Genomic DNA, 24,654 nt, shown 5'->3' with positions numbered 1-24,654 from the left:
CGCCCAACCTCATGCGACAACGTGTCGCAAGCGACTTACTTGAAGCGATCGCGCAGCACGTTCTTTTGCACCTTGCCCATCGTATTACGCGGCAGCTCCGCGACGACGTGCACACGCTTGGGCACCTTGAAGTTGGCAATGCGCTGCTTGAGTGCATCGATCACAGCGCGCTCGTCGGGTGCCTGCGCGCCGGCGCGTGGCACGATCACCGCGACCACCGCTTCGCCGAAATCCGGGTGCGGCACGCCGATCACGGCCGACTCGGCCACCCCGTCCATCTCGTCGATGAAACCCTCGATTTCCTTCGGGTAGACGTTGTATCCGCCTGAGATGATGAGATCCTTCGAGCGGCCGACGATGTGCACGTAGCCATCCTCATCGAACTTACCCACGTCGCCTGTCTTGAAGAAGCCGTCATCGGTAAACTCCTCAGCCGTCTTCTCCGGCATGCGCCAGTAGCCCGCAAAGACGTTCGGCCCCTGCACCTGAATATGTCCGATGTCGCCTTGCGCACTCGGCTGACCGTCGTCGCCGACCACACGCACGGTCACGTCTGGCAGCGGCACGCCGACGGTGCCCGCACGGCGCACCTTCGCTGCGTCGCCATGATACGGATTCGAGACGAGCATCACCGTCTCCGACATGCCGTAACGCTCCAGAATCGTATGTCCCGTGCGCTCGCTGAACGCGTCGAAGGTCTCGCGCAGCAGCGGTGCCGAGCCCGAGATGAACAAGCGCATATGGCGACACACTTCTCGATTCAGTCCCGGCTCGGCAAGCAGACGCACGTAGTACGTCGGCACGCCCATGAACACCGTGGCCCTCGGCAGTTGATGCAGCACTTCGCGCGCATCGAACTTCGACAGCCAGATCATCTTGCTGCCCGAGTAAAGTGCCGCATGACTGGCGACGAACAACCCGTGCACGTGGAAGATCGGCAGTGCGTGCAGCAGAACGTCTCCACCTTCGCGCTCCCCCCAGCCCCAGAACGCATGCAGCACCCGCGTGTTGCTTGCGAGATTGCCATGCGAGAGCATCGCGCCCTTGCTGCGCCCCGTGGTCCCCGAGGTATAGAGGATGGCCGCGAGATCGTCGGGTGCGCGCGGCACCGTCTCGAACGTGTCGTCGAACCAGGCCGCGCGCTCAAGTAGCGAGCCGGTCCGGTCGTCGCCCAGCGTGAAGACGTGTTTCGCGCCGTTAGTGAACGCAATCTTCGAGACCCAGCCAAAGTTCGACGGGCTGCACACCACCACATCCGGCTCGGCATTCTCGACGAAGTAGGTGATCTCACCCTCGCGATACGCCGTATTGAGCGGTAGATAGACGTACCCGGCACGCAGCGTGGCGAGATACAGCAACAGTGCTTCGGGCGACTTCTCGACCTGCACGGCAACGCGCGCCCCCGGCGTCAGATCCAGACTCGCGAGCAGGTTCGCGATGCGCGCACTGGCGTGCTCAAGGTCACCCCAACTGTAGTAAAGCCCTTCGGGGGTCTCGATGGCGCACGCCGATTTGTCCGCAGGGAAGCGTTCGGCAAAGAGTCGATAGAGGTTGGCGTCTTGCGTCATAAACAGAACCGGAAATCAATCAGAACGGGAAATGCATCGATAAACATTGCATAGAGAGGGCGAAGCGCACAAGGCACACAAGACGCTCAACGCCCCCTGAAATCGGGTGGCCGCTTCTCGAGAAACGCGGCCACGCCTTCGCGGTGATCGTGGGAGTCCCAGTAGGAGAAGGCTCGCTGCCACTCCGCCTCGGACAGCGGCGGCACGGGCGGCGCGAGCCGGGCAATCAGCCACTTGTTCAACTGCGCGGCGAGCGGCGCCCCGGCCGCGATGCGCCGTGCGCAAGTGTAGCCTGCCTCCTCGACCGCTTCATCGTCGACCACGCGGGTCAGCAGGCCTTTCTCGCGCGCCTCACTCGCGCCGAACACCCGCCCTTCGAGCAGGATTTCGAGCGTCGCAGCGCGACCGGCCAGCGCCAGCACGCCACGCAACTCGCCCGGCGCCATCGGAAACCCGAGTTTGTTGATGGGCACGCCGAAGCGCGCCCCCTCCCCCGCAATGCGCAAGTCGCAGTGCGTGGCGATCTCCATCCCTCCGCCCACACAAACGCCCTCGATCAACGCGACGCTCGGATGTCGGCAACGCGCCAGCGCATCGAGCGTCGGCCCGATGATCTCGCCGTGATAGCGACGCAACGTGTCATAGCTGCCGCGCTCGAGCGGAAACTCCTCGATATCCGCCCCGGCGGCAAAGTTGCCCTGCGCACCGCGAACCACGATGGCGCGCACGCGCGAGTCGTCGTCGAGCGCCTGCACATGCGTGCGCAGCGAGCGCCACATCGCCACCGAGATAGCGTTGAGTTTGGTGGGATTGGAAAGCGTGAGCGTCACCAATCCTTCGTCGAGCAGACTGTCGTCGCGCAGCACTTCGCCCACTACTTCGTTCACGCGTGTCTCCATGAGGTTATCCGTCATTACGCAAACGTTAAAGAAGACGCGACACCGCGCGCCCCAGCGCAGGCTCGCCATCGATGAGCCGTTGCAGGTTCGCGTCGAGTTCATCGGGCTCGTAAAGATAATTCACCATCATCCCGCACGACTGCTTCGCGCCTTTCTTCGAGAGATCGGCATGCCAGTTGATACGCTCCACGCGCGCGCCATTACCGAGGTGGAAGCGCGCCACGGGGTCTCGCGGCTGCCCACGCACGGTCTCGCGAGCGAGGTAGTGCGCTGCCAGCGCTTCGCCCAGCGCGCGCTGCAATGCCTGCCCGCTCTTGCGATCGGGGGTCGCCTGCAACCACGCCATCATCTGCGCCCCCGACGCTTCCGTCGCCAGCGACGGCTCCTGCGCAAGCAACTTCACACGCTTCGGCCCGAGGGCCTCGGCAAGCGCTTGCGCCGACAGTTGCCGCAACCAGTCGTTGAAGCCCGGAATCGGTGAGAGCGTTGCGAAGTTGCGCAGCTTCGGGAAGTCGACGTGCAACTCGTCTATCACGCGCTTAAGCAGGAAGTTACCGAAGCTCACCCCGCGCAGACCCGGCTGTGTGTTCGAGATCGAGTAGAAGATGGCCCACCGCACGCGCCGCAGGTCTTCGAGCGGCGCCTTTTCGTCCAGCAGCGAATGGACGTCCGCCGCCATCTCCGGAACGAATGCTACTTCGACGAAGATCAACGGTTCGCGCGACATACGAGGATGGAAGAACGCGTAGCAGCGGCGGTCGGAATCGAGCCGGTTGCGCAAATCGGCCCACGACGAAATCTCGTGCACGGCCTCGTAGCGCATGAGCTTTTCGAGCAGCGACGCAGGCGAATCCCAAGTGATCGGATGCAGCTCCAACAGACCGACATCGAACCAGGTCGAGAACAGGCTGCCCAGATCTTCTTCGAGCGCCGCCAACCCCGGCAACGCCGCGCGATGACGCAGCATGTCGGCTCGCCAACTTACGAGGAACGGAAGACCGTCCGGCAGCGCGTTGAAGCGCTTGAGGAACCGAACGCGCGCGCTCCCCAACGCCCCGGCGAGACCGGTCGCCGCGCTGGCGGCACGACGGGCGTCCTTCGTCGCATCTTTACTTGCGTCCTTGCCCGCATCCTTGGCACTGTCCTTGATCGCGCCCTTGCCATCGCCGCCAACCTCGCCATCGCTCGCGCAGATGTCGGCCACGACGGTGAGCAACGCCAGTTGTTCTTCGGCAGACGCGGCACCGTAGCGCGCCATGAACTCGCGCGCGGCCTCGTTGGCTGAGGAATCCGTCAGACGCGCCGAAAAGCACTGCGCCAACTGTCGGCGCAACGCGTTCTCCGCCCGCGCCGATAGCGGTGCGGCGACGACCTTGCCGTCCTTGCCGTCTTTCGGCGCACCGCCCTGCCCACCCGATTTGCCGCGCCCGAACCACTGCCCGAGCCGCTCCCCGAGCGTCGGCTTGGGCGACGGCACCGGTGCGCTCACGTCCGGCACGCTCTCCGACGCACCGCGGCCGGGCGAGGATGACGAGGGCGACGAAGACGAAGCCGCCATCGACGAATTCAGCGCTACAGGCACAGACATTGCGGACATGATCGGCTCATCCTTCATGGTTTCCTCTCAAGGCACAGGGCTCGGTTCGGCTGCCGCCATCTCACGCGATATCACGTGAGATCACGTCATCCCATCAGCCTGTCCGGCAGCCACAACGACAGACCGGGCATCAGACAAATGAGCACGACAGCCACCACCATCAACACGACGAAAGGCATCACGCCCCAGACGATGTCGCGCAGCGCGATATCGGGCGCGGTATTCTTGATCACAAAGATGTTGAGTCCGACCGGCGGGTGAATCAACCCCAGTTCCATGACAATCGTCATCACCACCCCGAACCACACCAGATCGAACCCGGCCGCGCGCAGCGGCGGCAGAATGATCGGCGCGGTCATCAGGATGATGCTTACCGGCGGCAAAAAGAACCCCAGCACGACCACCATCACCAGAATGGCGGCGAGCAGCACCCAGCGCGATAGTTGCAGCCCCACGATCCATTGCGCGGCCGACTGGCTGATGTGCAGATAGCTCATCACGTACGAGTAGAGCAGCGACATGCCGATGATGAACATGAGCATGGTCGACTCGCGCAACGTCCCCGTGAGAATCGGTGCAAGCTGACGCGGCTTCCACATCCGGTAAATCACGGCGATGAGCGCGAGCGCCAGCAACCCACCCAGCCCAGCCGTCTCCGACGGCGTTGCGTACCCGCCGTAGAGCGCCGCCATCACGCCGATGAGCAGCGTGACGAACGGCAGCACGCGCGGCAGCAGCGCCAGCTTCTCGCGCATCGTGGCGGGCGGCTCGCTCGGGAACGGCGATGGCGTACCGTCGCGCGCCAGTGCCAGTTGCGCGTTGGCGTATTCCTTGCGATAGCGCCATGCCGCGTAGCACGAGAACAGCCCCACGAGCAGCAGCGCAGGCACGATGCCCGCGAGGAACAGACGTCCCAGCGACTGTTCGGCCGCTACCGCATAGAGAATCATCGTGATCGACGGCGGCAGCAGAATACCCAGCGTACCGCCCGCCGCGATAATGCCCGCCGCGAACCCCGGCGAGTAACCGCGCTGACGCATCTCCGGAATCCCGGCGCTGCCGATGGCCGAACACGTCGCCGGACTCGACCCTGCCATGGCGGCAAACAACCCGCAGGCGAAGACGTTGGCGATGCCGAGCCCGCCCGGAATGCGTCGCATCCACGCGTGCAGCGCAAGGTAGAGATCCTGCCCTGCGCGAGACTTGCCGATGGCCGCGCCCTTCAGAATGAACAACGGGATCGACAGCAGCGTGATGCTCGCCATCTCCTCGTAGACGTTCTGCGTCACCGTATCGAGCGACGATGCAGGCATGAAGCCGAACATGAACGCCACCGCGACAGCCCCCAGCGCGAACGCGACGGGCATCCCCGAAAACATGACGACGAGCGTTGCGCCGCCATAGAGCAATCCGATCGTGAGCTCGCTCATGCGTGCCCTCCCGTGCCGTGCTGCGTGGTGCCTCTCATCTCACACGCCCCGATGGCCACTTGCAGCAGCAACTGGACGGTGAGCAACGTCATGCCGAACGCCATCAGGCCGTAGGGGATCGCCAGCGGCGGCCCCCATGTCGAGCTGCTGGTCTGGCCGTCGACGTAGGCTTCCCAGAAGAGCGTCCACGACTTCCATGCGAAGAACGAGCAGAACAGGAATGTCAGGATGTCGACGAACCAGCGTCGCACGCGATTCACGCGCGGGGAGAGCAGTGTCGTGATCGCTTCGATGCCGATGTGCCCGCGCAGATGCTGCACGTGTGCGGCCGACACGAAGGTCGCGCCAACCAGCAGGAACACGGCGGCCTCGTCCTGCCAGTCGGTCGCGAGCTTGAGCACGTGCCGCGCGAACACGCTGTAGCTGAGCACCAGCGCGGCCCCCACGAGCGCGAGCATGCACACGACCATGAGCAGGCGGCTCACGCCCTGCAAGAGGGCGTCGAGCCGTCGCAACGCGCGCGAACGGGCGACTGCCGGCTCCGCGCTCGCGACGGCCCCGCTCATGCAGGCACCTTCTCGGCCAGCGCGAGCAGCTTCGCGCACGTATCCGACTTGCTCGCGTAATCCTTCCACGCGGTGCGCCGGGCAATGTCGCGCCACTTCATCACGGTTGCTTCGTCGAGGTCATAGACCTTCGCACCGGCCTTCGTGTAGACACTCGCGATCTGCGCATCGTCCGCCTTCGCCGCTTCCGTGCCGAACGCTTCCAGATCGGCCCCGACTTGCAGAATGATCTGCTGCTGATCCTTCGGCAGCTTGTCGAAGACCTGCTTCGACATGAGCAGCGGCTCCAGCATGAACCAGTACGACTTGTTACGGCCGGTGGTCAGATGCTTCGAGACTTCTTCGAGACGGAACGACATCAGACTGGTGGAGGACGTCATCGCGGCATCCATGGCGCCGGTCTGCATGGCCGCGTATAGCTCGTTCGACGGCAGCGAGATGACCGCCGCCCCCGCTTCCTTGAGCATCATGTCCATCTCGCGGCTGCCGCCGCGCACCTTCATGCCCTTGGCGTCCTCAGGCGCGACAAGCGGCTTGGACCGGCTGGCCACACCCCCGGCCTGCCAGACCCAGCTCACGATCACGATGTCCTTCGCGGCAAGCACGTCGGTCAGCACCTTGCCGATCTCGCCGTTACGCCAGGCATTGCCCTGCGCATACGAGGTCACGAGTCCCGGCATCAATCCGATGTTCAGCTCCCGGACTTCGCCGCCCGCGTACGGCAACGGATACAGCGAGAGGTCGAGCGCCCCGCGACGCAACGCCGAGAACTGCGCGTTGGTCTTCATGAGCGAGCTGCCCGGATAGATCTGGAACTTCAGTGCGCCGTTGGTCCGCTTTTCGACTTCCTGAGCGAACTTGCGGCACAAACGGTCGCGAAAATCGCCTTCGGTCAGCGTGCCGCCGGGGAATTGATGAGAAATCTTGAGTGGGCCGGTTTGCGCGAATGCGCCGCCCCAAGGGCTGGCCAGACCACCGGTGACCAGCGCCGATGCGGCACCGAGCATGAGTTGCCGCCGCAGCGGGGAAGGTGTTGTCTCCATGGCGTCTCCTGTCACTTTTGTCAGCGATGAACCTGCGAAGTCCGGTGCGTGACATCGCCCGAAGCCCGCTTCGCCAACCGCCGAAGACGGACGCCGGGTGCACCACCGGAAACGCCGGCACTGCATGTACGGATGACTGCTTTGTTTTTGAGTTTCGAGTGCGCGAGTTGCCGCTCTCGGAATGAAATCGTATAGTTAATCCGTCATGGTGTATACAAATCGACCCGTTAAAAAATACACTTTTGGCGTTTACCCCGATCTTCAACGGGGAATTCGCGCGCTACTTTGGTAACCATGAACCCCATACGACCCCCGATCACGGGATCGAAACCCGACCGAGCGAGAGCGCCATGACCGTAAAACCGAAGCGATCGGAAGCGCTACGACAGGCCATCGAGGAAAAGATTGCGGTGGGCGAGTACCCGCCCGGCATGCGACTCGACGAGGTCGAACTGGCCACCGCGTTCGGTGTGTCGCGCACGCCGTTGCGTGAAGCGCTGATTCAGTTGGCGTCGTCAGGCGTGATTGAGATCCGGCCACGCCGGGGCGCGGTCGTCGCGCAGATCGACCCGCAGAGGCTGTGCGAGATGTTCGAGGTCATGGCGGAGCTGGAGTCGATGTGCGGACGGCTGGCGGCGCGCCGCATTACCGAAGATGAACTGGCCGAACTACGGCAGACGCACGAAGCCAGCCGGGCGGCGGCCGAGGCGCGCGACATCGACACGTATTACGAGGTCAACGCGCACTTCCACGCGCTCATCTATCAGGCGAGTCACAACGCCTATCTTCAGGAGACGGCGCTGCAACTACACCGGCGGTTGCGTGTGTACCGCCGTTTGCAACTGCGCGTGCGCGACCGGCCGCATCAGTCGTTCTCGGAACACGACGCCGTTTTTCGTGCCATCGAGGCAGGCGACGCGGACGCCGCGTCGGAGCACCTGCGCGGCCACGTCACCGTGCAGGGCGAGCGCTTTGCGGACCTGATGGCGTCACTGCATGCGCTATCGCGCAAGGCGGGCTGAGGGCTGCCTACGCGGAGATTGTAAAAATCGACCGACGTTACGTCGGGCCTTCGCGGCATCGTCAGACAAAAAAAACGGGCCACCGACGCAATGTCCGGTGGCCCGTTTTGAATCGAAGAACGGATGGGCGCGAGCGCGCCGTGAGTCACTACGCCTTCACGCCGCCGACGTCACCTGCGCGCGACGATACGACCACACCAGCATGATCACACCGGCGACGATCATCGGCAGCGACAGCCACTGGCCCATCGACAGACCGAACGACAGCAAGCCGAGGAAAGCATCCGGTTCGCGCGTGAATTCGGCGAGGAAGCGGAACAGGCCATAGCCGACGAGGAACATGCCCGACACCGCGCCCACCGGACGTGCACGACGCGCGAAGAACCACAGCAGCAGGAACAGCGCCACGCCTTCGAGCGCAAATTCGAACAACTGCGACGGGTAACGCGGCAGCCCGTGGAACTGTGCGAACACCATTGCCAGCGCATGATCGGCCATCGCTTGCGGATGCGCGAACATCCACTGCGCGTCTTCCGCAGCCGCTTGCGGGAACAACATCGCGAAGCGCGAATCGGGCGACGTCACACGGCCCCACAACTCACCGTTGATGAAGTTGCCCAGACGCCCGGCAGCCAGCCCCAACGGAATCATCGGTGCGATGAGATCGGTGCCTTCGAGCAACGAGTGTCCGCGACGGCGCGTGAACAGCCACATCGCCACCAGCACCCCGAGGAAGCCGCCGTGAAACGACATACCGCCTTCCCACACCTTGAAGATGTCGAGCGGATTCGCCAGATAGAACGACAGTTTGTAGAAGATCACATAGCCCAGACGTCCGCCGAAAATCACGCCGAGCACGCCATAAAACAGCATGTCGTCGAGATCCTGCGCCTTCCAGCCTTGCGCCGCGATGGATGGCTGGCGCACGCGCAAGCGTCCTACCAGCAGGAAGAGAATGAAGCCGACCAGATACATCAGGCCGTACCAGCGGATAGCGAGCGGGCCGAGATGAATCGCGACCGGGTCGAATTGAGGATGAATCAGCATGGATCAGAAGAATCGATTCGTGAACAAAAGTTCCGCCAGGGGGCGTAGGGACTGCCTTCGCAACGCGGCTGCCGTCGCCTCCGTCACCTAGTTTGCGCCACGCGCTGTGCCGGTCGATGAAACGGCCCACCGGCACGCTATGGGATGGGCTGCACGATACCACGAGCACACGGCAGCGCGACATGTGCACGCGTCCGCAAGTGCCACTTCCACGGTCCGGACACTCCGCAAGACGGCTCAGGTCGAGAGCGTCGCACCCGGCGGGGTATGCGCCACGCCGCGTGCCGTCTCGAGAAACCCTTCGAGCACCGGCGTGACTTCGGCCGTGCGCCATAGCAGTCCGGTCTCGATCAGCGTGCTCGTCTCGCGCAGCGCCCGGTAGGTCACCCCCGTGCGTCGCAAGTGACAAAGCGATTGCGGCACCAGCGCCACACCCATGCCCGCCGACACCAGACTGACAATCGTCTGCATCTGAATCGCCTCCTGTCCCACGCGGGGCGTGAGGCCGAGCGCGGCGTAGCATCCCATGATGATGTCGTAGAACGCCGGGGCCACGCGGCGGGGGAAGATGACGAGCGGCTCGTCGGCGAAATCCGCCAGGCTCACCGGCGCGCCGGGCTGGCCGTCGCCGTTCGACGCTAACGCATCGTCCGCATCGTCCGCATCGTCTGCGCCGCCGTGGCGCCCCGCAGGCAGCGCCAGCATCAGCGGTTCGCGCACGATGGGCAGATAGGACAGTTCGTTGGCATAGCGCGCAGGTACCGGCGGAATGAACAGACCGGCGTCGATACGCCCGTCCATCAGCGCCTCGACCTGCACGTCGCTGGTCGCTTCGAGCAGTTGCAGCCGCACGCGCGGATAGCGCTCGCCGAACTCGCGCAACAGCGGGGGCAGGATGCCGTAGTCCGCCGTCGAGACGAAGCCCAGCGAGAGCGTGCCGACCTCGCCGTGTGCCAACCCTTGCGCGAGGGCGGGCAGCGCGTCGGCATCGGCCAGAATGCGGCGCACTTCCGGCAGCAACTGCCGCCCCACCGCCGTCAGTTCGACTGAGCGGTTGGTGCGCACGAACAAGGGTGCGCCCAGCGACGCCTCCAGCGCCCGGATCTGCTGCGAGAGCGGCGGCTGGGTCATCGAGAGCCGCTGTGCGGCGCGGCCGAAATGCCGTTCTTCGGCCACGGCGACGAAGTATCGAAACTGACGCAGGTCCATGATATGTTTTTCGACTCAATCCGAGTCAAATAATATATTTGACAAGCATTCAAGGAAAGACGAATCTTGACGTCCTCCCCATAAGACAAGCTGTAGTTTCACGGAAGACGACCATGCCTCATTACCGTTCCCGCACCTCCACGCACGGCCGCAACATGGCCGGCGCCCGCGCCCTGTGGCGCGCCACAGGCATGACCGACAGCGACTTCGGCAAGCCGATCATCGCCGTGGTGAACTCCTTCACGCAGTTCGTGCCGGGTCACGTGCACCTGCGCGATCTGGGCGCCGTCGTCGCCAAGGAAATCGAGGCAGCGGGCGGTGTGGCCAAGGAATTCAACACCATCGCCGTGGACGACGGCATCGCCATGGGTCACGGCGGCATGCTGTACTCGCTGCCGTCGCGCGAACTGATCGCCGACTCCGTGGAATACATGGTCAATGCGCACTGCGCCGACGCCATGGTCTGCATCTCCAACTGCGACAAGATCACCCCGGGCATGCTCATGGCCGCCATGCGCCTGAACATTCCGGTCGTGTTCGTCTCGGGCGGCCCGATGGAAGCGGGCAAGGTCAAGTCGGGCGATGGCCAGGTCATCGCCAAGATCGACCTGATCGACGCTATGATCAAGGCAGCCGACCCGAAGATCAGCGACGCGGAAGTCGCCGAAGTCGAGCGCAGCGCCTGCCCGACGTGCGGCTCGTGCTCGGGCATGTTCACCGCGAACTCGATGAACTGCCTGACGGAAGCCATCGGCCTCGCCCTGCCGGGTAACGGCACCATCGTGGCCACGCACGCCTGGCGTCGCGGGCTGTTCGAGCAGGCTGGCCGTCTCGTGGTCGATCTGTGCCGCCGCTACTATCAGGAAGAAGACGCCTCGGTCCTGCCGCGCAACATTGCCACCAAGGCCGCGTTCGAAAACGCCATGACGCTCGACGTCGCCATGGGCGGCTCGACCAACACCGTGCTGCACTTGCTCGCCGCAGCACAAGAAGCGGGCGTCGATTTCAAGATGGCCGACATCGACCGTATCTCGCGCAACGTGCCGTGCCTGTGCAAGGCCGCCCCGGCGACCGACAAGTACCACATCGAAGACGTGCACCGTGCTGGCGGCATCATCGGCATTCTGGGCGAACTCGCCCGTGGCGGCCTGCTCGACACGTCGTGCGGCAACGTCCACAGCGGCACGCTCGGCAATGCCATTGCACAGTGGGACGTGACGAACAGCGCCAACGACAAAGCGCAAACGTTCTACAGCGCCGCCCCGGGTGGCGTGCCCACGACCATCGCCTTCAGCCAGTCGTCGACGTACCCGTCGCTCGACCTGAACCGCGAAGTGGGCTGCATCCGCGACAAGGAACACGCTTACACGAAGGACGGCGGTCTGGCCGTGCTGTACGGCAACCTCGCCGACAAGGGCTGCATCGTGAAGACGGCTGGCGTCGACGAATCGCAATGGGTCTTCACCGGCCGCGCACGCGTGTTCGAAAGCCAGGACGACGCCGTGGATGCGATTCTCGGCGACAAGGTGCAGGCGGGCGACGTGGTCGTGATTCGCTACGAAGGTCCGAAGGGCGGCCCCGGCATGCAAGAAATGCTGTACCCGACGTCGTACCTGAAGTCCAAGGGCCTGGGCAAGACTTGCGCCCTGTTCACGGACGGTCGTTTCTCGGGCGGTTCGTCGGGTCTCGTGATCGGCCACGCCTCGCCGGAAGCGGCCGAAGGCGGCACCATCGGTCTGGTGGAAGACGGCGACGTGATCGAGATCGACATCACCCAGCGCAAGATGCATCTGGCCGTGTCGGACGAAGAACTGGCCCGCCGTCGCGCCGCGATGGAAGCGCGTGGCGACGACGCGTGGCAGCCGGTCGGCCGCGAGCGTGTCGTCTCGCAAGCCCTGCAAGCCTATGCAGCACTCGCTACCTCCGCCGACCGTGGCGCAGTGCGCGATCTGTCGCAACTGAAGCTGGGCAAGCGCGGCTAATAGCGCGATCGGTTCAAACGTGAGCGGCGGCGGCCTCGCTGAACAAAGGCGCCCCGCTCACTCGCAGTAACACAGCAACATCGCATCAAGTGGCGTTCCGTATCCTTTCGGGATGCCACCGTCAGTACAGCGTGATACAACAACGCCTATGTGCGACGCTGCGACGGCTCGTGGCGTGGCGCATCCCCACAGGAGAGAGACGTCATGGCATTCAACCGTCGTTCGCGCAACGTCACGCAAGGCGTGGCACGCTCGCCCAACCGCTCGATGTACTACGCGCTGGGCTACAAGGAAGAAGACTTCGACAATCCGATGATCGGCGTGGCCAACGGCCATTCGACGATCACCCCGTGCAACGCGGGATTGCAGCGTCTGACGGACGCCGCAGTGGAAGCGATCAGAACTCATCAGGCCAATCCCCAGACCTTCGGCACCCCCACCATCTCCGACGGCATGTCGATGGGCACCGAGGGCATGAAGTATTCGCTCGTCTCGCGTGAAGTCATCGCCGACTGTATCGAGACGGCCGTGCAGGGCCAGTGGATGGACGGCGTGGTCGTCATCGGTGGCTGCGACAAGAACATGCCGGGCGGCATGATCGCGCTCGCACGCATCAATGTGCCGGGCATCTACGTCTACGGCGGCACGATCAAGCCGGGTAACTGGAAGGGCAAGGATCTCACCATCGTCTCCTCGTTCGAAGCCGTGGGCGAATTCACCGCCGGGCGCATGACCGAGGCCGATTTCAAGGGCATCGAAAAGAACGCGTGCCCGACCACCGGCTCCTGTGGCGGCATGTACACCGCCAATACGATGAGCTCGTCGTTCGAAGCGCTGGGTATGTCGTTGCTCTACTCCTCGACGATGGCCAACCCCGATCAGGAGAAGGTCGACTCGGCCGCCGAATCGGCGCGGGTACTGATCGAAGCGGTCAAGCAAGACCTCAAGCCGCGCGACATCATTACGCGCAAATCCATCGAGAACGCCGTTGCGCTGATCATGGCGACGGGCGGCTCGACCAACGCCGTGCTGCACTACCTGGCAATTGCCCATGCGGCGGATGTCGAGTGGAGCATCGAGGACTTCGAGCGCATTCGCACACGCGTGCCGGTCATCTGCGATTTGAAGCCCTCGGGCAAGTACGTGGCGACCGATCTGCACAAGGCCGGTGGCATTCCGCAAGTCCTCAAGATTCTGCTCGACGCCGGCCTGCTGCACGGCGACTGCATGACGATCACCGGACGCACCATTGCCGAAGAGCTGAAGGATGTGCCGTCGGTGCCGCGCGCCGACCAGCACGTGATCTTCCCCGTCGATCGCGCGCTTTACAAAGAGGGGCACCTCGCCATCCTCAAGGGCAATCTGGCCGAAGACGGCGCCGTCGCCAAGATCACCGGCCTGAAGAACCCGGTGATCACCGGCCCGGCGCGCGTGTTCGACGACGAACAAAGCGCCATGGAGGCGATCCTGAGCGACAAGATTCAGGCGGGCGACATTCTGGTGCTGCGCTATCTCGGACCGAAGGGCGGGCCGGGCATGCCTGAGATGCTGGCACCGACGTCGGCGATCATCGGCAAGGGGCTCGGCGAGTCGGTCGGCTTCATCACCGACGGCCGGTTCTCGGGCGGCACCTGGGGCATGGTGGTCGGACACGTGGCACCGGAGGCGTTCGTGGGTGGCACCATTGCGCTCGTGCAGGAAGGCGATTCGATCACCATCGACGCGCACAAACTGCTGCTCCAGCTGAACGTGGCCGACGACGAACTCGCCAAACGCCGCGCCGCGTGGAAAGCCCCTGCCCCGCGCTACACGCGTGGCGTGCTCGCCAAGTACGCCGCATTGGCGCAACCGGCTAACAAGGGCGGCGCGACGGGCTGATCCGCAGGAATTGCGCGTCGCAATTGCGACGAAGCACATCGGCCTGAACCAACGGCACGTCCCGCGACACGGCGGGCGTGCCGTTTTTCATGCGTCGTCGTGCCGCGCAGAATGGCGCAATTGCCGCCGTATAATGGCGCGTCGATGCATCTGCCCAAAGTCGTCGCCCACAGACGTCCCTGTCATGCAGCCTCGCATCGGATTCCGTCAACACGGTCGGGGAGTATCGAATGAAGGGATTTGCCGGCGTTCGCGCCGGGACGATGATGAGCCTGTGGCTGATGGCCGCCGCAACCGCCTATGCACAGTCTGCACCGCAGTCCGATGTGCCCGATCACCGCGTGATGGAGAAGCTGGCCCGGGCACGGAACTGTATGACGTGTCACGCCACCGACCGCACGCTGCTCGCGCCGTCCTATCGCGACATCGCAAAACGTTACGCCGGGCAACCCGGTGCCACGGAAGAATTGACACGCTCCATCTCGGACGGAAGTCAGGGGAAGTGGGGCAAGATTCCGATGCCCGCGGGCTTGCAACTCGCGCCGGGCGAGGCGAACGATCTCGCACGCTGGATTCTCGGGATGGTGCCGGGGCGTCGCCCCTGACCGACACGCGGGCCTCCCGCGTCACCCGTTCTTTCGATCACCCCTGCGAGCGCACCTGTTTCGCTACCTCTTCGATGACGGCCTGCCGGATACGATCCGGCAGTTGCGCCTGCAAAGCGTCCGCCACCTGTTTGCCGATCAGTTGCACCAGCCAGGACGTCTGATCGATCAGCGCGTCGTGACAGCGCCGCTCCACCATCGTCGTAATCTCGTCGGCCAGTTGCAACGTGAGCCGCGCGCTCACACGCTCGGCAAACACCGCGACATCGGCCGGGACACCCTGTTCAGCCACCGGCGCGGCAGCCTGCTTATCACCCACAGCGTCCTCAGCGCCCGCAGGCACCGTTTCGCCCTCAGCAAGCACTTCGGTCAGCGTGGGAATGCCGGGGTCGTTGCGCTCGGGCTCGTTCGTCACGATCAACCTCGCTGGTCGTAGTTGTTCAGGGTGTAGCCACGATCGCGGTAAAAGCGATAACGCTCGCGCGCACCGGTCAGGTCCTCGGGCGTGTCGCCGATGATTTCCACCACCCGTTCGAAACGCGCGAAGTGCGTGGGGACGCGGTTCGCCAGATTGAGCATGACCTGATGGTGCTGGGCTTGCTCGTCAGGTCCGGCCAGCACGACCGGCGTCTGGGCTGCGACCGGGTCGGCCGTAAAGCAATGCGGGACGAACTCCAGAGGCGAGAACGTCCACAAGGTCTGATCGAACGCCCGCAGCACGTCGGGCTCACCGACGACCACGAGCGTCTGCCCGGCCCCGTAGACCTTGCGCGCGAACCGGCACGCATATTCGAGCCGGTCCGCCACATGCGTGTGAAAGTCGACGCGGGTCACCGGGCTTCGCGATCGAGCAGGAACTGCGTGAGCAACGGCACCGGACGGCCCGTGGCCCCCTTCGCCGCGCCGCTCTTCCAGGCCGTGCCTGCGATGTCCAGGTGCGCCCACTCGTACTTTTCGGTGAAGCGTGCCAGGAAGCAGGCCGCCGTCACGCTACCGGCCGGACGCCCGCCGATGTTCGCCACATCGGCGAAGTTCGACTTGAGCTGCTCCTGATATTCATCTTCGACCGGCAGACGCCAGGCGGTGTCGCCCGTCGTGCGGCCAGCGGCCAGCAGTTCGTCGGCGAGCGCGTCGCTCTTCGAGAAGAGGCCCGAATTCACATGGCCCAGCGCAATGATGCAAGCGCCCGTGAGCGTGGCGACGTCGATCACCGCCGCCGGGTTGAAGCGCTCCGCGTAGGTGAGCGCATCGCACAGGATCAGACGGCCTTCGGCGTCGGTGTTGAGCACTTCGATGGTCTGACCGGACATACTGGTGACGACGTCGCCCGGCTTCGTCGCCTGACCGCTCGGCATGTTCTCCGTGGCAGGCACGATGGCGATGACGTTGAGCTTGAGGCCCATCTCGGCGACCGCGCGGATCGTACCGAGCACGGAACCCGCGCCGCACATGTCGTACTTCATCTCGTCCATGCCCTCGCCCGGCTTGAGCGAGATGCCACCCGTGTCGAACGTCACGCCCTTGCCGACCAGCACGATCGGGGCCTGCTTGGCGCCGGCGCCTTCATATTTAAGGACGATGAACTGCGGCGGCTCGACCGAGCCACGGGCGACCGACAGGAACGAACCCATCTTGAGCGCCTCGATCTGCTTCGGTCCGAGGATTTCCGACTTGAGCTTGAACTCGCGCGCGAGCTTGCGGGCGGTATCGGCCAGATACGTCGGCGTGCAGACGTTGCCCGGCAAGTTGCCGAGGTCCTTGGTGAGCGCCATGCCGTTGGCGATGGCCTCGCCCTGCTTGGCGGCCACCTTGGCGGCCTTCAGATCGTCCGGGACGACCGAGAACACGACCTTGCGCAGCGCGGTGTTGGCGGCTTCGACCTTGCTTTTCATGCGCGTGAAGCGATAGGTCGCCTCGCGCAGGGCGAGCACCGAGGCGCGCACGGCCCAGGCGGTATCCTGACCCACGACCTTGGCTTGCGGCAGCGTCCAGAGCGCGTCCGCGGCGCGCGAGGCGAGCACGGCGCGCACGGCAGCGCGCGTGGCTTCGTTGAAACCTTTCTGCGAGAGCTGGTCTTCGCGGCCCAGACCGACGAACAGCACACGTGCCGGACTCCATCCGGCGACTTCGTGCAGCATCAGTGTGCTGCCGAGCTTGCCATCGATTTCGCCGCGCTTGACCATGCGGGCGAGCAAACCCTTGCTCGCGCCGTCGAGCGCCTTGGCCAGCCCTGCGAGCGGCTGCTGCTCGAACACGCCAACCACCAGACATTCGGTCTTTGCGTTGGCGAGACCGGCTTGGCCCGCCTTGGTCGAATCGAAGGCTTTTGTGCTAAAGTCCATCGCGCTTTCCTCGGGTAAAATTCGTACGAGCCGCAATTATCCGCTTTTTTCCGCGCTCGCCCAACCGCGAGAGCACCCAACCGTCATCACATGATTTTTCAGCGTTCCCTGCAGCGCGAGCTGAACTACACCGCCGGGGCCGTCTTCATGGTGCTGATCACCGTCATGCTAACGACGATGATGATCCGCATCCTGGGCTTCGCCGCGTCCGGGAAAGCCGATCCGCGCGACGTTCTCGTGCTCATCGGTCTGGCCGTCATCGGCTACCTCGCCGTCATTCTGATCGTGACGCTCTTCGTCTCGATCCTGTTCGTCCTGACCCGGTGGTACCGCGACTCCGAAATGGTCGTGTGGTTTGCCTCGGGACTGTCCATCACCGACTTCATCAAGCCGGTGCTGCGCTTTGCCACGCCCTATCTGGCCGTCATCACCTTCTGCGCGCTGGTTGCCTGGCCCTGGGCGAACCAGCAGATCTCTCTGCTCGAAGCCCGCTTCGCCCAGCGCGACGACGTCTCCATGATCTCGCCGGGCCAGTTCCGCGAGAGCGCGGCGAGCCATCGCGTGTTCTTCGTCGAGACGGTTTCGCCGGACGCCACCAAAGTCCACAACGTCTTCGTCTCAGGCACGGAAAACGGCAAGGTGAGCGTCGTGGTGTCGAAAGACGGTCACATCGAGACGGCCAAGGACGGCAACCGCTATATCGTGCTGGAAAAGGGCCGTCGCTACGACGGCGTGCCGGGTCAGCCCGATTACCGCGTGATGGAGTTCGAGCGCTACGGCGTGAAGATCGACAATCCGACGACCGCAAGCGCCGACAACACGCCGACCAAGGGCGTGCCCACCGCGCGGCTGTTCCGTGAAATCCAGAATCCGATCTTCCGCGGTGAAATCGTCTGGCGCGTGGGCTTGCCGCTGCTCGCACTGGCGCTCGTGCTGCTCGCCGTGCCACTGGCCTATCAGAATCCGCGTCACGGGCGCACCGTCAACCTGGTCATGGCCGTGCTGATCTATCTGGGCTACACCAACCTGCTGAGCCTGTCGCAGGCGTGGGTCGCGCAGGAACGTCTGCCGCTGGCCATCGGCGTGTGGCTGTTGCATGCTCTGGCCTTGGCGGTCATCGTGCTGCTTTACGTGCGACGCGTGCGTTTTCGGGGTCTTTTCAGCCGACGCCGTAACAACGGTTCCGGCGCGGTGCGTGCATCGGGAGGGGCTCGCTGATGCGCGTCTATGAGAAATACTTCGCGCGCCAGATCTATCTGGCGTTCCTGTTCGTCTTGCTTGCGTTCGTCGGCCTGTTCGTCTTCTTCGATCTGGTGAGCGAACTGGGCGACGTGGGCCGCGGCGGCTACCGCTTCCAGCACGCGCTGGCGTACGTGCTGCTGTTCGCACCGCAGCGCATGTACGAAATCATTCCGGTCGCCTCGCTGATCGCGGCCATTTACGTGTGCGCCCAGTTGGCCGGGAATTCGGAGTTCACGATCTTCCGCGTCTCGGGTCTGTCCACGGGACAGGCGCTGCGCTCGCTGCTGAAGATCGGTTTCCCGATTGTGCTGATCACGTTCGTCATCGGTGAGTACATCGCCCCGAGCGCCGAACAACTTGCGCAGAAGATCCGCCTCGAAGCGCTCGGCAGCTCGGTCTCGGCAGGCTTTCGATCAGGCGTGTGGGTCAAGGACACCGTCGACCAGGACGGTAGCCGCGTGACCCGCTTCATCAACGTCGGCACCCTCAATCCGGATAACACCATTGCCGACGTTCGCATCTACGAGTTCGACGCGAAGCTGCGCCTCGACAGCGTGCGACTGGCCAAGCTTGGCCAGTTTGCCCCGCCCAACGCCTGGAAGCTGACGGATGTGTCCGAAACGGTCTTCAGCGCCATCGACGACGCCTCGGCCAACAACGATCCGTTGCGTGCGCTGGTGCAGAGCAAGCAGGTGCACATCGACTCGGTGCAGATGCGCTCGGAACTGACCCCGCAAATTCTGTCCGTGTTGATGGTCTCACCCGACAACATGGCGATCGGCAGTCTGTACAAGTACATCGGCCACCTGAAGGAAAACCAGCAGAACACCGATCGCTACAACCTCGCGCTCTGGCAAAAGCTGCTGTATCCGCTCGCCGTCTTCGTGATGATGGCGCTGGCCCTGCCGTTCGCCTATCTGCATGCACGCGCCGGGGCCATCGGCCTGAAGGTGTTCGGCGGCATCATGCTCGGCATGAGCTTCCAGTTGCTCAACAATCTGTTCTCGCATCTGGGCCTGCTCAATACATGGCCTGCGTGGTTCACAGCGGCGTTACCGTCCCTGCTCTATCTGGTGCTCGCCATCGGGGCGTTGCGCTGGGTGGACAAGCACTGAGGACGCATCGATGCACGGCAAACCCGGCGTCGTTCTCTTTGCCCACGGCTCGCGCGACCCGCGCTGGGCCGAACCGTTCGAGCGTCTGCGCGACAAGCTGATCGCGCAGCGCCCGGACGCCGATGTCCGGCTCGCGTTTCTCGAACTGATGACGCCGAATCTGGCCGACGCCGTCGCCGATCTCGTCTCGCAAGGCTGTCGGGACGTCACCGTCGTTCCGGTGTTTCTAGGCCAGGGCGGTCACGTCCGGCGCGATCTACCGCTGCTCGCCGATGCCTGTCGCAGCGCGCACCCCGGCATCACCTTACGTCTGAGCGCCGCCGTGGGCGAAGACGATGCGGTGCTTCAGGCACTCGCCGTGTACTGCGCTAACGAACTGCCGCGCGCCTGAGCGTCAGTCCCGCATCCTCGCCTCCCCGGCTCCCCGCCTCACCTTCCCCTCACGCCATTTCCGGCCGCGCCCAACTTCGGGCCTTTGAACGCAATCTGCAAGTCGTTGCAAGGGCCGCGCCGCCAAACTGATGTCTCGCGACCGGTGGGCCATTTTTATCTCATTTCGATCACCCCCCAAGCTCTCACGCTTGGCGCCGGTTCCATAGCACTGCACGGTAGTCCCTTTTCGACGGGAGTCCTGGCATGTATTCAAGAGCCGCCGACACATCAGGCACATCAGTTGTCCTTCCGTATCGGGACGATGCGATGGTCGACGCTGGGCATGCCACCGTCCTGAGAAGCGTCACCCACTTCGACAGACTGGCGACAAGCGCCCGGACAATTCTCGACGAATCCCCGGAGGCACAACCGGCGCTCGGTTTCATGCTACGGCTCGCGGAGGAAGGTGTCTGCCCAGCCGATCTGGCGGCGTTGACCGATGGCCTCCTCGACCACCTGGCGTACGCGTTCGACACGCGTCCGTGGCTGACGACCTACCTTCTGGACACGTTGCCGGGTCGACTTGCACGGCGCGCCCCCTGGGAAAGCGTCGAAGACGTTTGCCATGCGCTCCTCGGTGCGTCCGCCTTACGCGATCTCGAACGGTCCGTGGCGCGCGCCAAGGGTTCACTACCGGAAACGTGCCATTACGGCGGCGCGTGGAGCCGACACTTCTGCCGGTGGCGTCAGTCGATTGTCGACGCATGTCAGGACTTCCTGTTGCTCGGTAGCGGCGTGCGTGCATCGAACGGCATCACTCGGATGATGCTCACCTCGTCACCGCCACCGCCCGTCAATGTGCGCACATTCGATTTCGGCCGCGCCGGGGCGACCGGATACGTACTCGGAATTCTTTACGCCTCATCGATCTGCCACGTCACCCGTCCCGACTTGCCGCCCTCGCTGACCCGATATCGATCGCCGCCCCCCAACATCGACGTCGACTTCGAATGGTCCGCCACGGGGACATGCACGCGCCAACCCGACAGTCCCGTCGCGGAATCGACGCAGTCAGTCCTCGGTCGGCTGGAACACATCGTCGGCAGCGTCGAACGCTTCGTCATGGACACCGCCATGCCGGTCATCGAGCATCTCCCCCACGCGCTCGATCGGCTCCTGTTTCCCCCGCCGCTGATGTTCCCGACGACCGCCGCCGACTTGCCTGCGACGGCCGCGCCGCCGCCCGCGCTCCCCGACATGTCGCCGTCCCCCGAATTGCAACGTCTGATCAACACAGCGCATTTCTGGCGACACCGTGCAGCGACGCATAAGGCGCTTTCCAGCACATTTTCTCCGTTGCTGACGTTTTCGCCGCCGCCGAACGAGGCGGAATTGCTGCGTAGGCAATTCACGAACGTCACTGAGTTCACCGGCTTCGAGTTGAGCGATCTCCGTCTCAGACGCCACGCACCGACAGATCAATCGAGAATCAGGCAGGTGACGCACTGGTCTCTTCAAGACGGCGCCCAGCAGGTTCGTGATCGCCGACTGAATATCGGGCAGCCCACGCAGGGGGAGACTTTCGACATCAGTCTGGAAACCCGCCCCGGCGCAGTGTACGAATCTCCGACGGTCATGGCGGCAGACCGCTTCGACAGCATCGTCACACAGTGGGAAGCGGCGTGCCGCGAGCGGGTCGCCCGGACATGGCAGCCCCCCGCCGAATTCGAGACGATTGCAACGTCCCACCTCACGAACGTCACTATCTCCACGCTTGCCCTCAGCGATCTGACACTGTCCTACGTTAATGGGCTGATCTCGAATGAGGCGTTTTATCTCGCACATGCGGCGCTCACCAACGCAACGCTCTCGAACGATCCGTCGATGCCCGCATTTTTGGCGCACCGGCTCGAATTGACGATTTACAGGGACGGTCAGGACCATGTCGCGGCCCCCGCCGGAACGTGCGTGATCGGCAAGCCGTCCGGAAACGGCGTCACATTGCTGTACCTCCAGGGCCACGCACCGGCATGGCGCGCTTTCGCCTCGTACGAGGCCTTTTTCGACGCTATCGATAGCGACACGCTGGCGCTGCGCGCCACGCTCAGTGAAAGACTGCCGATCCCGTTGCGCGACCAAGCCGCAAAAAGCGTAGCGCTAGTGACGTTGCGCGAAACAAACGTTGACCTGCCACTTCAGATCGCATCCCAGGCGACCCTCGACGTCATCAAAGCTGACGGCGCACTCCAGGCCATACAGCGCGACACCGCTGCGCGCATCACGCAATACGGCAAATGGTTGTCCGGTACGAGCACGCAGGGGATGGAACAGGGACTGGACACATTTCGGCGCGACTGCGCCCACGCGGACATCGCGCTGCCGGGGCGGCCGACCGATATCACACTCAACGATGTTGTAAGAATTTCTCGTTTGGAAATGCTGCGATTCGACCTGTCGATGGCGGTTCCACAGATTAAGCGGATCACACGGCGACATCTCAAGGACCGACTCGGACGGGCAGGCTTCCACCCCCACGATCCCGATCAGATTTACGTCAAACTGGCTCATCGGGAAACCCTGACGCTCACCGATGCCGTATTGCGCTCGACATCGTTCGAAGCGCCGTGGTGGGATTTTCCGCTGCTCGTGCGCGATGCTGGCGGCCGATACAGAGTTGCGACCCCTCTGGGCGCATCGCGGGCCTCGCCGACAATGGCTAGCAAGGTACTCGACAAATCATGGGAGGAGGGTGTGCGTAGCGCGTTCCGGGACGCCGCCACGCATTTCTGGGAGACGTCGCGGGCCAACGTGCGCAAGGTACTCAAGGCGGAGTTCATTGCGCAGGTGTGGCTATTGCGTGCGCAACGCAAAATGCCCGTCGATCAGGCGCATATTGCCGCGCGAATCGCGGGGCCGATTGAACTCGCTCGTCTCGATGGCACAGAACTCGAGCGTGAGATCGGCGAGCCGAACGTCGAGCGGGAATGGCTGCGCATCGGTGGAACGACGACGAGCCTGATGCGAGTCTCCATCGTCGGCCGATCACCATGCCTGCTGATCGCGCCCTATGCAGAGGGCTTGCGTGTCTATGGTTTCGACGATCGCGACCGCATGGCGGTCTGGTTTCGCGAGCAGATGCGCGACGAGACGTCACGCGAGCGCATCGCCGGTACGTTCGTCGGCCAACGCCCTGCCGCCCCCTCATGGCATGAGAAGGCCACGCTCGACGCACAGCGCATGAGCGACGCGCAGCCCGTCGACACGTTCACAGCCGTGGCATCGGCATACGAGGCGCGCCAACAACAACCGAACACCACACCCGACGACACGCCTGCGGCCGCCCCCTTCCTGGCCATCATGGACACCTTCTCGAAAATCGACGTCGCTTTCGGCCTGGGCACCTGGTTTCTCCCGTTTGCTCGCCCGGTAAGCACGATCTACTCCATGATTGACGCGGGCATCGGCCTCACCGGAATCGGTGTCGGCGCAGTCACCCACAACGAGGACCTGTTCCAGCAGGGGTGGCAATCCATTTTGTCTGCGATCGGTGCACAGGGTCTGGCCGCTGCGAATTTCAAGGCCAAGTTGTTCGTCACCGGAGACCTGCGCTACAGGTACTTCATCTCACAAGCGCCGGTCGCAGCGGATAGGACGATTGTCGGGCTGCATCGGATCGGCGATAGATTTTATGCCGCCATCGACGCCGAGACCCGGGCGTATATCAGGTTCGATGAGTCGACGGGCTTCTTCCGTATGACGCCGGAAGCATCGTCGGATGTCGAGGACACCGATGCTCCGCTCATGCATATGTCGCCTGCGGGGGAGTGGCATGTTGTCTCGGCATCCAAATCTGTCCCGCCCGTCCTCGACGATCCGCATACTGCCTGGCGCATCGACCAGGCGTTTCGCTCGCGCTACGCCACGTTGCGCGACGCCCGCACGCCAGACTTCGACATCGCCCGACGCTCGGTAACTACCGTGGATACGACGCAGACCACCATGCCGTTGTCGTGGCAATTGCGCTTGCTCAAGCTCGACTTCCTGAACCCTGCGCAATCCAACCCTGAGGTACTCGGCAAGCTCGCCGGACGCATCGCCTACCTGCAAAACGCCGTGGATGCGGCGGAGACAGTCGCGCTTAGCCCGATGGCCGAGGACGCGCGTCGCCTAGGCGCCACCTACCTCGGCGTCACACAAAGTCCCCGCATGTACGTGGGGCATGTTCGGATGGGCCTGCTACGCGCCTGTGCGCTCGTTCCCTACCGATACTCGATCGAGTCGATGGTGAGGCTTTTCAATCAGCAGGCGCGACTGGTTCCGGAATTGTCGGCGTGGCTGGTAGCTGACCTGAGCCAATTGGGAAAAATCACGATCCGATACCTGGACCTGCCATCGGCTGGCCGGGGCGCGGTAGCGCTCGACACCGTCTTTGACGGACAGCAGGGGACAACTCGCGCTTTCGAGGTGACAGCAGGCGCCCGAACGCTATTGCTGGGCCGCCATATCGGCCGTGAAGGCGTGCCAGCCTACTACTTTCTCGATCCGGCGAATGCCATCGTCGTCCACCCCGAGGCCGCCGTCGTGCTGGGCCTGATGCGCAGTCACCTGAGCGCCCTCTTCGAGGACGCCGCGACCGCCTTCCACATCAGGGAGATCGACCTGGAATGGCTGGCCGATATTCATGTCGTCCGCCCCTTCACACAGCCTGTCCCGATCCGCATCGCACTTCATATTTGA

The 24,654-nt window shown here is 63.8% G+C and carries 20 protein-coding genes; 8 read left to right on the top strand and 12 right to left on the bottom strand.

Going from position 1 to position 24,654, the window contains the following annotated elements; all coding sequences use genetic code 11:
* Window positions 1-35 precede the first annotated feature (35 nt).
* The 6 genes from NTU39_RS07190 to dctP all read right to left on the bottom strand — a co-directional run bounded on the left by NTU39_RS07190 (window position 36) and on the right by dctP (window position 7,103).
* The gene (locus tag NTU39_RS07190; protein WP_257959563.1) at window positions 36-1,568 is read right to left on the bottom strand and encodes a malonate--CoA ligase; all 1,533 of its coding nucleotides are present in this window, start codon (window positions 1,566-1,568) and stop codon (window positions 36-38) included.
* 86 nt (window positions 1,569-1,654) lie between these two features.
* Window positions 1,655-2,455 (bottom strand): enoyl-CoA hydratase/isomerase family protein, encoded by an 801-nt coding sequence (locus tag NTU39_RS07185; RefSeq protein WP_257959562.1) that lies wholly within the window; start codon window positions 2,453-2,455, stop codon window positions 1,655-1,657.
* Between the two features lie 37 nt (window positions 2,456-2,492).
* Window positions 2,493-4,064, bottom strand: a complete 1,572-nt coding sequence (locus NTU39_RS07180) for a malonyl-CoA decarboxylase domain-containing protein (RefSeq protein WP_246184635.1) — start codon at window positions 4,062-4,064, stop codon at window positions 2,493-2,495.
* A gap of 86 nt (window positions 4,065-4,150) precedes the next feature.
* Window positions 4,151-5,494: a TRAP transporter large permease gene (locus NTU39_RS07175; RefSeq protein WP_257959561.1), complete on the bottom strand. Its 1,344-nt coding sequence runs from the start codon at window positions 5,492-5,494 to the stop codon at window positions 4,151-4,153.
* Window positions 5,491-6,060, bottom strand: a complete 570-nt coding sequence (locus tag NTU39_RS07170; protein ID WP_150665136.1) for a TRAP transporter small permease — start codon at window positions 6,058-6,060, stop codon at window positions 5,491-5,493. The genes NTU39_RS07175 and NTU39_RS07170 overlap by 4 nt, the downstream gene beginning before the upstream one ends.
* Window positions 6,057-7,103, bottom strand: coding sequence for a TRAP transporter substrate-binding protein DctP (gene dctP, locus NTU39_RS07165; protein WP_373275366.1), 1,047 nt, complete (start codon window positions 7,101-7,103; stop codon window positions 6,057-6,059). The genes NTU39_RS07170 and dctP overlap by 4 nt, the downstream gene beginning before the upstream one ends.
* Before the next feature lie 350 nt (window positions 7,104-7,453).
* Between dctP and NTU39_RS07160 the strand changes: the two genes are divergently transcribed.
* A complete protein-coding gene (locus tag NTU39_RS07160) occupies window positions 7,454-8,125 on the top strand; it encodes a GntR family transcriptional regulator (protein WP_039400112.1) in 672 nt (223 codons plus the stop codon).
* 156 nt (window positions 8,126-8,281) lie between these two features.
* On the opposite strand, the gene lgt is transcribed toward NTU39_RS07160, so the two are convergent.
* The gene (gene lgt, locus NTU39_RS07155; RefSeq protein WP_150665138.1) at window positions 8,282-9,172 is read right to left on the bottom strand and encodes a prolipoprotein diacylglyceryl transferase; all 891 of its coding nucleotides are present in this window, start codon (window positions 9,170-9,172) and stop codon (window positions 8,282-8,284) included.
* 237 nt (window positions 9,173-9,409) lie between these two features.
* Window positions 9,410-10,381 (bottom strand): LysR family transcriptional regulator, encoded by a 972-nt coding sequence (locus tag NTU39_RS07150; protein ID WP_257959560.1) that lies wholly within the window; start codon window positions 10,379-10,381, stop codon window positions 9,410-9,412.
* Window positions 10,382-10,494: 113 nt separating this feature from the next.
* Here NTU39_RS07150 and ilvD (NTU39_RS07145) point away from each other — a divergent pair, with 113 nt between their 5' ends.
* The 3 genes from ilvD (NTU39_RS07145) to NTU39_RS07135 all read left to right on the top strand — a co-directional run bounded on the left by ilvD (NTU39_RS07145) (window position 10,495) and on the right by NTU39_RS07135 (window position 14,846).
* Window positions 10,495-12,363 (top strand): dihydroxy-acid dehydratase, encoded by a 1,869-nt coding sequence (ilvD, locus tag NTU39_RS07145; RefSeq protein ID WP_150665140.1) that lies wholly within the window; start codon window positions 10,495-10,497, stop codon window positions 12,361-12,363.
* 204 nt (window positions 12,364-12,567) lie between these two features.
* The gene (gene ilvD, locus NTU39_RS07140; protein ID WP_150665141.1) at window positions 12,568-14,241 is read left to right on the top strand and encodes a dihydroxy-acid dehydratase; all 1,674 of its coding nucleotides are present in this window, start codon (window positions 12,568-12,570) and stop codon (window positions 14,239-14,241) included.
* Window positions 14,242-14,471: 230 nt separating this feature from the next.
* Window positions 14,472-14,846, top strand: a complete 375-nt coding sequence (locus NTU39_RS07135; protein ID WP_150665142.1) for a c-type cytochrome — start codon at window positions 14,472-14,474, stop codon at window positions 14,844-14,846.
* Between the two features lie 37 nt (window positions 14,847-14,883).
* Here NTU39_RS07135 and NTU39_RS07130 read toward each other — a convergent pair whose 3' ends face one another.
* From NTU39_RS07130 to NTU39_RS07120, 3 genes are read right to left on the bottom strand one after another with little or no spacing between them, the layout of a single operon-like run.
* On the bottom strand, window positions 14,884-15,261 hold the full coding sequence (locus NTU39_RS07130; RefSeq protein ID WP_174984816.1) for a DUF2486 family protein: 378 nt from the start codon (window positions 15,259-15,261) through the stop codon (window positions 14,884-14,886).
* Window positions 15,262-15,263: 2 nt separating this feature from the next.
* Window positions 15,264-15,680, bottom strand: coding sequence for a DNA polymerase III subunit chi (locus tag NTU39_RS07125; RefSeq protein ID WP_150665144.1), 417 nt, complete (start codon window positions 15,678-15,680; stop codon window positions 15,264-15,266).
* The gene (locus tag NTU39_RS07120; protein WP_257959559.1) at window positions 15,677-17,188 is read right to left on the bottom strand and encodes a leucyl aminopeptidase; all 1,512 of its coding nucleotides are present in this window, start codon (window positions 17,186-17,188) and stop codon (window positions 15,677-15,679) included. The genes NTU39_RS07125 and NTU39_RS07120 overlap by 4 nt, the downstream gene beginning before the upstream one ends.
* A gap of 90 nt (window positions 17,189-17,278) precedes the next feature.
* Here NTU39_RS07120 and lptF point away from each other — a divergent pair, with 90 nt between their 5' ends.
* From lptF to NTU39_RS07105, 3 genes are read left to right on the top strand one after another with little or no spacing between them, the layout of a single operon-like run.
* Window positions 17,279-18,406: an LPS export ABC transporter permease LptF gene (gene lptF / locus NTU39_RS07115; protein WP_150665146.1), complete on the top strand. Its 1,128-nt coding sequence runs from the start codon at window positions 17,279-17,281 to the stop codon at window positions 18,404-18,406.
* Window positions 18,406-19,545: an LPS export ABC transporter permease LptG gene (lptG, locus tag NTU39_RS07110; protein ID WP_150665147.1), complete on the top strand. Its 1,140-nt coding sequence runs from the start codon at window positions 18,406-18,408 to the stop codon at window positions 19,543-19,545. Before lptF ends, lptG begins: the two co-directional genes overlap by 1 nt.
* Before the next feature lie 10 nt (window positions 19,546-19,555).
* Window positions 19,556-19,936, top strand: coding sequence for a sirohydrochlorin chelatase (locus NTU39_RS07105; protein ID WP_150665148.1), 381 nt, complete (start codon window positions 19,556-19,558; stop codon window positions 19,934-19,936).
* 895 nt (window positions 19,937-20,831) lie between these two features.
* On the opposite strand, the gene NTU39_RS07100 is transcribed toward NTU39_RS07105, so the two are convergent.
* Entirely contained in the window at window positions 20,832-21,062 is a 231-nt protein-coding gene (locus NTU39_RS07100; RefSeq protein ID WP_257959558.1) for a hypothetical protein, read from the bottom strand.
* Between NTU39_RS07100 and NTU39_RS07095 the strand changes: the two genes are divergently transcribed.
* A complete protein-coding gene (locus NTU39_RS07095) occupies window positions 21,052-24,654 on the top strand; it encodes a dermonecrotic toxin domain-containing protein (RefSeq protein WP_257959557.1) in 3,603 nt (1,200 codons plus the stop codon). The two genes, NTU39_RS07100 and NTU39_RS07095, sit on opposite strands and share 11 nt — an antisense overlap.

Origin of the sequence: Pandoraea commovens (assembly GCF_024704525.1) — a bacterium.
Taxonomy (GTDB): domain Bacteria; phylum Pseudomonadota; class Gammaproteobacteria; order Burkholderiales; family Burkholderiaceae; genus Pandoraea; species Pandoraea commovens.
This window is presented reverse-complemented; position numbering and strand designations above follow the sequence as displayed.